Origin of the sequence: Kluyvera intermedia (assembly GCF_021440345.1) — a bacterium.
Classification (GTDB): Bacteria; Pseudomonadota; Gammaproteobacteria; order Enterobacterales; family Enterobacteriaceae; genus Kluyvera; species Kluyvera intermedia_A.
This window is the reverse complement of record NZ_JAKCNS010000063.1, coordinates 1-7,845: the sequence shown is the minus strand read 5'-3', so window position 1 is coordinate 7,845 and position 7,845 is coordinate 1. Positions and strand designations below refer to the sequence as shown.

Below are 7,845 nucleotides of genomic sequence, written 5' to 3'. Positions count from 1 at the left end.
TGATTTAAAAAGAACTATTATAAGCAGAGAACAAGTCATACAACAAATTATGATAAGGAATTAAAAGCTATGGAAGAAATAAATCTAATTAAAGAAATTCGTGAGCTAAAAAGTCAACTATCCTACGCTAAAAACATTGGTTTCTTTATGGGGGCCGGTACCTCCTGCGCTTTAGGCTTGCCAAATATATCTCAATTGACTGTTCAGGTCGAAAGTGCATTAACAGAACCATTGTTGGATTATTTTAATGTTATTAAAACTGACTTATCTAAGCCTGATGAAACAATTAGCATTGAAGATATTCTTAATCAGATAAGACGGATTCGAGAAATTACTGAAGAAAGGCCTGATAGAGAATTCCTCGGAGTTTCTGGCATAAACGCACGTGATCTGGATGTTGAAATTTGTAAAAATATTTATAATATAATTACAGAAAAAGAAGCCGACGCTAATCTGACTGCACCAAAGAAATTTTTCGCATGGTTAAACATGCAAAACAGAGATTTTTCAAAAGAAATTTTTACTACAAATTATGATCTGGTAATAGAGAAATCCCTCGAAGCTATTCGCGCACCATATTTTGATGGTTTTGTTGGTTCTTACGAACCATTTTTTTGGCAAGAAAGTGTCGAAACACTCGTTCGTAGAAACGACCTAACTCAGAACTGGATTCGATTATGGAAGATACATGGTTCTCTTAGCTGGTTTTGGAAAAAAAGAGACAATCTTAAATCGCATAAAGTTATACGCCTTGGGAAAATAGATAAAATTGAAGAAGAGAAAAATGAGATAGTCATCTATCCATCAAAAGAAAAATATGACCTATCACGTAGGCAACCGTTTTTGGTTTACTTCGACCGCCTTAAAAACTATCTGCTTAGTGGCGAGCTCTTATTCATTTTCACTGGATATTCTTTTTTAGATCAGCATATAAATGAAATTATTTTTAATTGTTTAAGGCAAAACAACAGACTTAGTGTTGTTGTCTTTTTTTATGCAGACAGTGAAGTCAAAAAATTGCATTCACTCTCGGCTGGATATCTAAATTTGTCTGTATTCGGACCAACTACTGCGATTATAAACGGAACGTTAGGGAAATGGTCACTTGATCAATCCGAGCTAAAAAACAAAGAAAAGTGTGATGGTTTTTGGAATACCGAAGATGAACAGTTCTTGCTTGGCGATTTTAACTATTTGGTTGAGTTCTTAGTTGGAAATTCTGGCCGTAGCAGCGAGATTGAGGTATCTATAAATGAAGACTGACTCTACATATTTAGGAAAGGTTATTCGTGTGGATTCCAGTACTGTAGAGGTGGAAGTTTCATCAGAAATACCTTCCGCAGCGCCAATAATTAATGGTCGATTGTATAAAATTGGTCAGATCGGCACATTTGTAAAAATGCCAATGGGAAATATTACTATCTACGCTATCGTTGCTGCGGTAAGTGACAGACCATTTGCAGATAGCAGTGATGATGAGCATAGAGTGAGCTCAAAATTCCTTTCAGTACAACTAATTGGAGAAAAAATAGGTGACAGTGAGTTTGAGAAAGGAGTGGGTACTTATCCTACAATAGGTGATGAAGTACATCTTGTAATTGAACACGACCTATTTGAAATCTATGGGGAAAAGGATGCTGGTTCCATTGAAATTGGGAAACATTCTTCATCTGAAAATTTAGGTGTTTATGTAGATACTCATAATTTAATTTTACGTCACTGTGGTATTTTGGGATCAACAGGTAGCGGAAAATCCAATACTACTGTCAGTATTCTGAAATCTATTCTACATGGTTATGTTGGTTCAAGGATTATATTGGTAGACCCACATGGCGAATATTCCTCTGCTTTTCCCGATGCCAAGGTTCTTAAAATTAACGAAGAAGGTTCTCCATTAATAATACCTTTCTGGTTGATGACCTTTGAAGAACTAGCATATTTCTTAGTAGGTGCCGATCATCGTGATGAGCAGAAAATAGAATATCGTTTACTGAGGGACCTCGTAACTGAACTAAAGAAAGAAAATATAAATTTAAAGGCCGGTGTTGTTAATGTAGATCTTGTTACAGCGGATTCGCCTATTCCTTTTAGCGCAAGGCGGTTATGGCATGAGATGAATTGGTGTCTTAACGCATCATTTTCTTCTACAACGAAAGATGAGCAAACCAAGAAAACTGCTCAAGAAAAGAATGCTGGAGACGCAGAAACATTGACACCAGCGACATTTGAGCCTTATTCAATGAGTAGTACAGCACCTTATAAGTCTAAACATATGGAGTATTTTTCTTATGAGAAAAAATTACTTTCTCGGCTAAGAGATACGAGATATGATTTTTTGTTCAATCCTGGAGATTATAAAACGGCAGATTCTGAAAAAGATTTGCATGATTTACTAGCGGATTGGATAGGATGTGAGCAGAGATTAACAATACTAGATCTTAGCGGTGTCCCATTTGAAGTACTAGACATAACTATAGGCTTGATTACACGGTTTGTTTACGACAGCATGTTTTGGGGACGTAAAGAATCATATACCGGTAAGCAAAGACCACTGCTCTTAGCATTCGAGGAAGCTCATACGTATCTAGGAAAAAATGATAAGAGTAATTATTCAAAAGCTGCGGTTGAAAAAATATTTAAAGAGGGTAGAAAATTTGGCGTAGGAGCATTAGTTATTTCTCAACGCCCCTCAGAGTTGTCGGAGACTATAATTTCCCAAATTGGCACGCTGATAGCTCTTCGGCTTACCAATTCAAGTGACCAATCTATAGTGAAATCATCGGCGCCCGATAATCTAAATAGTCTTATGGACCTTCTAGCATCTTTGCGTATAGGTGAGGCCGTTATTTCAGGTGAAGCTATAAAAATTCCATCTCGAGTTAGATTGAAATTGAATCATCCAAGACCAACCAGTGAAGATCCGAAGTTGATCGAATGTTGGACAAAAGAATTCCCTCAAGATGCTGATAACTATAAAACCGTTGTGACTAAAATACGTGAACAGAAAATCTAACCAAAGGAGTGTAAAAATGGAAAGAAGAAGTATTTCATCAAGCATGATTCGGAGTATCGGGTACGATGAATCTATTTCTACATTAGAGATTGAATTTAATAGTGGTGCTGTCTGGAACTACTATGATTTCTCGCTTACAAGTTGGTACGAGTTTGATGGGGCAGAATCACACGGTAAATTTTTCCATAGCTTCATAAAGAATAATTATCGTGAGTCTCAAGTAGGATAACCTATAAGTGAACTGCCACCGAATCATAACAGTGGTCGGTGGTAGTCACTGATTGCATCTTATTATGGTAGAGCAACTAATTGTTTAATAATGTTTTTATTTTATTTCCTGTCGCTTAGCGTAGGTTTTCGCCCCATTGGCCCTCAAACCCCTATGTCGAGTCCGATCTGGATCTCCATGATTACTGCATACGGCATCCGAGCGCGACGTACTACCTGCGTGCCAGCGGAGACAGCATGGCCGACGGCAGTCTGTACAATGGCGATCTGCTGGTTGTGGACAGTGCTGAAAAGCCGCGGCACGGCGATATCGTTGTCGCCAGCATGCAGGGGGAGTTTACGGTGAAACGGCTTCTGCTGACGCCGCGACTGACGCTGCAGCCCATGAATGCCTCCTGGTCGCCGATTTATCCTGATCCCGACGAGCTGGATATCTTTGGCGTCGTCACGCATATCATCCACCGCCCGAGGGAGATGTACTGATGTTTGCCCTGGCCGATGTGAACAGCTTCTATGCCAGCTGTGAACGTGTTTTCCGCCCGGATTTGAAAGGAAAGCCGATAGTCGTCCTGAGCAACAACGACGGGAATGTAATCGCTCGCAGTGCCGAGGCGAAGCCCTGGATCAAAATGGGAACTCCGTGGTTTCAGATAAAAAACGAAAGATACCCGGAAAAAATATATGCGTTTTCAAGTAATTATGAACTTTACGCCTCGATATCGGCGCGCGTGATGAACTGCCTGGAGGAACTGGCCCCCAGGGTGGAACAGTATTCAATTGATGAGATGTTCCTCGACCTGACCGGCGTGGAGCACTGTATGGGGCTTGAGGACTTCGCCCGGCAGCTGCGTCAGCAGGTGTATGACTGTACCCGCCTGACCATTGGCGTGGGCGCCGGACCAACGAAAACCCTCGCAAAATCAGCCCAGTGGGCCTCAAAAGAGTGGAAACAGTTTCATGGCGTACTCGCTCTGACCAGGGGAAATCCGCAAAGGACGCGGAAACTGCTTTCACTGCAGCCGGTTGAAGAAATCTGGGGGGTGGGTAACCGTATTGCACGCAAGCTAAATGTGCTGGGCATAAAAACCGCGCTCGATCTGGCTCTGACGAACCCGGCCTTCATCCGCAAAAATTTTTCTGTCGTCCTTGAGCGAACGGTACGGGAACTGAACGGGGAAAGCTGCCTTTCGCTTGAGGAAGCCCCTCCGACGAAACAGCAAATTGTCTGCAGCCGCAGTTTTGGCGTGAAGATCACGGAGTACGAGTCACTCCGTCAGGCTATCTGTCAGCACGCAGAGCGGGCCTCTGAAAAACTGCGTAAAGAGCACCAGTATTGCCGGCATATTTCCGTTTTCATCAAAACGTCTCCGTTCGCCATTAAAGAGCCTTACTACGGCAACGTGGCTACGGAAAAACTTCTTACACCCACTCAGGACACCAGGGACATCATTGCAGCCGCTACAACGGCTCTGGAGCGTATCTGGAGGGATGGGCACCGGTATGCCAAAGCCGGAGTTATGCTGAATGACTTCACCGGCTCCGGAGTTTCGCAGCTGCAACTGTTCGACGAACGCCCGCCACGCCCTCACAGTGCTGAGCTGATGAGGGTTCTGGACGGGATCAACAACTCAGGGCTGGGTAAAGTATGGTTTGCGGGGCGGGGTATGGCCCCGGAATGGCAGATGAAACGGGAGATGCTTTCTCCTGCTTATACGACACGATGGTCAGATATTCCTGCAGCGAAACTGGCGTGAAACCATGGCGATTTCACCGTGAAATTCTCAACCTAAACTGCCTAATTACAATAAGTTAGATGTGAAATCGCCATGGCGAAATTATTGACTCAAATTTCTGTCAAGGACTTCGTTGATAGCCTTGTCCAGTTCATCCTGAATCACTTTTGACATACGGCTAAACTCATAAGTCAGCGTGCGCCCTTTCACACGCTTACGCGCGAACTTGTCCTTTTCTTCAAAAGACCAGAGTGGGGAAACCACTGACTTTTCCTTGGGAGATGGATCTATCAATGCCTGAGATGCCTGAGAAATCAGCTTCAGAATACTGGCTTTCTGTTCGTCTTCTGGTCGCTCGCCATCACTCAAAATTGCATCGAGCTGAGCTGATACAGACTGAATGAGTTCTTCAGGCGTTAATCCCTTTTCACCGAGTTTTTCATTAACTTCTAAAAGAAGTTTATAATCACTAAACGATAGCTCCGACTGAACCGGGAACAGAGAAATTAAGTCTTGCGGTACGGCCGCCGCCTGCAGCGCCCTGGTAACTTTAGCCTGAGATAATCCCTCCAGTTCAGCAATTTCCTTTTGATTAAATCCGGACTCTTTAAGAGCGATCAATCTCAGACCAATCTCCCGAAGATTATGTTCTTTAGCTGTCTGGATATCTTTAGCCAGTTGGCGAGCTTCATCAGCTGATAAATGTTCTTCGGTAACCATTACATCAAGGCCTGTACGGACAAAAATTGCTGAGGCTCGCCGTCTTGAACCATCCAGTATCTCAATCCTTTCACTTTGCTTAATACCAATACAGGGAAAGAACTGCTGAAACTTAATCGTCTGGATAATGGATTTCAGAGACTCCCTGGTCAGTGCAAGTTGATCTCTTCCATTGTTTTCCTGGTTTACGAAGGTCTTACTTTCAACTTCAGATGCAGGCACCCGAACAAACCTGAACGTTACCTTCCTGCCGGTTTTTAAGGTAAATACCTGACTTCTACCGGTGTCAGCCATTTCGAGCATTGACGCCTGAGTATTTAACTGTCTGCCGATGGTTTTTCTTTTCTCATTCGACATCACATACCTCCGTTAGTACGAATGAACTCGATGCGATCAAAGACTGCCTTCGCAAAGTCTTCCGCTGCTGATTTTGCGCTTTTTAGTGCCTCTGTACTTCCATCATAGGTTGCTGGATTTGCTGAAATAACTGTGTCAAAAGTCTCCCCACAACGTTCGAAACCATCCAGTCTTGGCAGAACCATGTCTAGCATATCGGCACCGAAAACCTCTTTGGCCTGACTATGGCAAATTTTGTGATCAGACTTGTTCAGGATCTTGGACATGAAGCCGACATTACCGATGAGATTGCAGGTGTGCCCATCCATTTCGATGGAATCTATGAGGGCAGGGAGGCTGGCCACAAACTTCAGGGAAGAATGAAAATCAACCGTCGCCGGTGGAAGAGGGGTCAACATCAGGTCTGCCGCCCCAATGCAGTTTTTCAGGAACGCATCAAGGTGAGGACCACTATCAAGGAAAATAAAGTCGTAGTCATGCTGGAGCTTGTCGATAATGTTCTCTTTAAGCACCGCATGAATATTTTTCCCTGGCAGATGTTCTTCACACAATCCCTTCCAGCCTTCAGCAAGGAATGCATCGTCAATGGAAGCGGGGATTACATCAACACCAGGGATAATAGACGGTACTATAAAATCGGAAAGTAATTCTTCACGAGACACGTTCTGGAGCATGGCCTGAGCAGCCGTATTTTCAACCAAGCCCACTGAATTCTCATGGCTCAGGAACATTGTCAGAGATGCCTGCGGATCGAAATCGATGGCCAGAATACGCAGGTCTTCGAACAGAAGCTGAGGATGAGCTCGAAAAGCATGTGATAATGAAGCGGTAGAAACTGTCTTGGAACCACCACCTTTAAGATTACATACAAAAATCGTAAAGGCTTTATCGAAGCGATCCCTGTACTTCGGTACTTTACGATGGTTATACAGATCGATGACATTCTGAATCGTCATCGCGTATTTCATCGTATTACCAGAAGGTTTCTTTTTAAAAATGTAGCCACCGGCTTCCATTTCGGACACAGCATACTCAACACTGCCTTTACTGAGCTTAGGCAGCTTATACAGAGCGGCTTTGCTGTATTCCTGATAGAACTCGGTAAGCTTCAATTCCTCTTTTTGCTGTCGGATACTTTCGCTCAAAGATGTCAGAAGCTTACCTGCACGTGTAGCGACTTTCCGTAACTGCTCAATATTGTCCATTTATCACCTCATGACGTTTTTTGTCATTTTGAACAAAAAGTGTCATGTTGCAAGAAAAAAATCATATTGTTTTGATTTCGCTCTCAACAGAAGGGGGATGAAGCTCGACGGGCGTGCTACTAAATCACACTGCAGCAACACGCAGACGCACTTTTGACCATCAACAGCAACTCATACAAAAGGGCTTTGAGAAAGGTATTCAACTTGCAAGACAGGAGAGTCATTCAGAAGGATTCTGATTTTAGTTACGACCAGTGCAATGCTGAGCCTTATGTATCAGCGCTCGCCGCAGCCATGTAACCGAGCGTAGCGAGCGAACTGGCGAGGAAGCGAAGAGGAACCGTTCCGGCAGATAGCTCTTACGCTCAGCACAAGAAGAGTTTTCCATCCTCTGTGGGAAACAGGTCAACTTTAATGGACGCTCCGGACTATGGGAAACAGGTCAACTTCGCGGACGGCCCGGACTATGGGAAACAGGTCAACTTCACGGGCGGCCGGGAGTGTGGGGAACAGGTCAACTTCGCGGACGGCCCGGATTATGGGAAACAGGTCAACTTCGCGGGCGGCCGGGACTGTGGGAAACAGGTCA

At 43.7% G+C, this 7,845-nt stretch carries 6 protein-coding genes and 1 pseudogene; 5 read left to right on the top strand and 2 right to left on the bottom strand.

Annotated elements, in window-relative coordinates; genetic code table 11:
• Window positions 1–69: 69 nt before the first annotated feature.
• The 5 genes and pseudogenes from LZ634_RS17135 to LZ634_RS17115 all read left to right on the top strand — a co-directional run bounded on the left by LZ634_RS17135 (window position 70) and on the right by LZ634_RS17115 (window position 4,995).
• A complete protein-coding gene (locus tag LZ634_RS17135) occupies window positions 70–1,263 on the top strand; it encodes an SIR2 family protein (protein ID WP_117249889.1) in 1,194 nt (397 codons plus the stop codon).
• Window positions 1,253–3,013 (top strand): ATP-binding protein, encoded by a 1,761-nt coding sequence (locus LZ634_RS17130; RefSeq protein ID WP_117249890.1) that lies wholly within the window; start codon window positions 1,253–1,255, stop codon window positions 3,011–3,013. Before LZ634_RS17135 ends, LZ634_RS17130 begins: the two co-directional genes overlap by 11 nt.
• A gap of 16 nt (window positions 3,014–3,029) precedes the next feature.
• Window positions 3,030–3,242 (top strand): KTSC domain-containing protein, encoded by a 213-nt coding sequence (locus LZ634_RS17125; RefSeq protein ID WP_117249891.1) that lies wholly within the window; start codon window positions 3,030–3,032, stop codon window positions 3,240–3,242.
• A 140-nt stretch (window positions 3,243–3,382) separates the two neighbouring features.
• Window positions 3,383–3,724: pseudogene (gene umuD, locus LZ634_RS17120) on the top strand (translesion error-prone DNA polymerase V autoproteolytic subunit); the annotation flags it as partial.
• Window positions 3,724–4,995, top strand: coding sequence for a Y-family DNA polymerase (locus tag LZ634_RS17115; protein WP_004118291.1), 1,272 nt, complete (start codon window positions 3,724–3,726; stop codon window positions 4,993–4,995). The pseudogene umuD and the gene LZ634_RS17115, both read left to right, overlap by 1 nt.
• Before the next feature lie 81 nt (window positions 4,996–5,076).
• On the opposite strand, the gene LZ634_RS17110 is transcribed toward LZ634_RS17115, so the two are convergent.
• Together LZ634_RS17110 and LZ634_RS17105 are read right to left on the bottom strand one after the other, a co-directional pair.
• Entirely contained in the window at window positions 5,077–6,051 is a 975-nt protein-coding gene (locus tag LZ634_RS17110; protein ID WP_000064120.1) for a ParB family protein, read from the bottom strand.
• Window positions 6,051–7,256: an AAA family ATPase gene (locus LZ634_RS17105; RefSeq protein ID WP_000368714.1), complete on the bottom strand. Its 1,206-nt coding sequence runs from the start codon at window positions 7,254–7,256 to the stop codon at window positions 6,051–6,053. Before LZ634_RS17105 ends, LZ634_RS17110 begins: the two co-directional genes overlap by 1 nt.
• Between the last annotated feature and the right edge of the window lie 589 nt (window positions 7,257–7,845).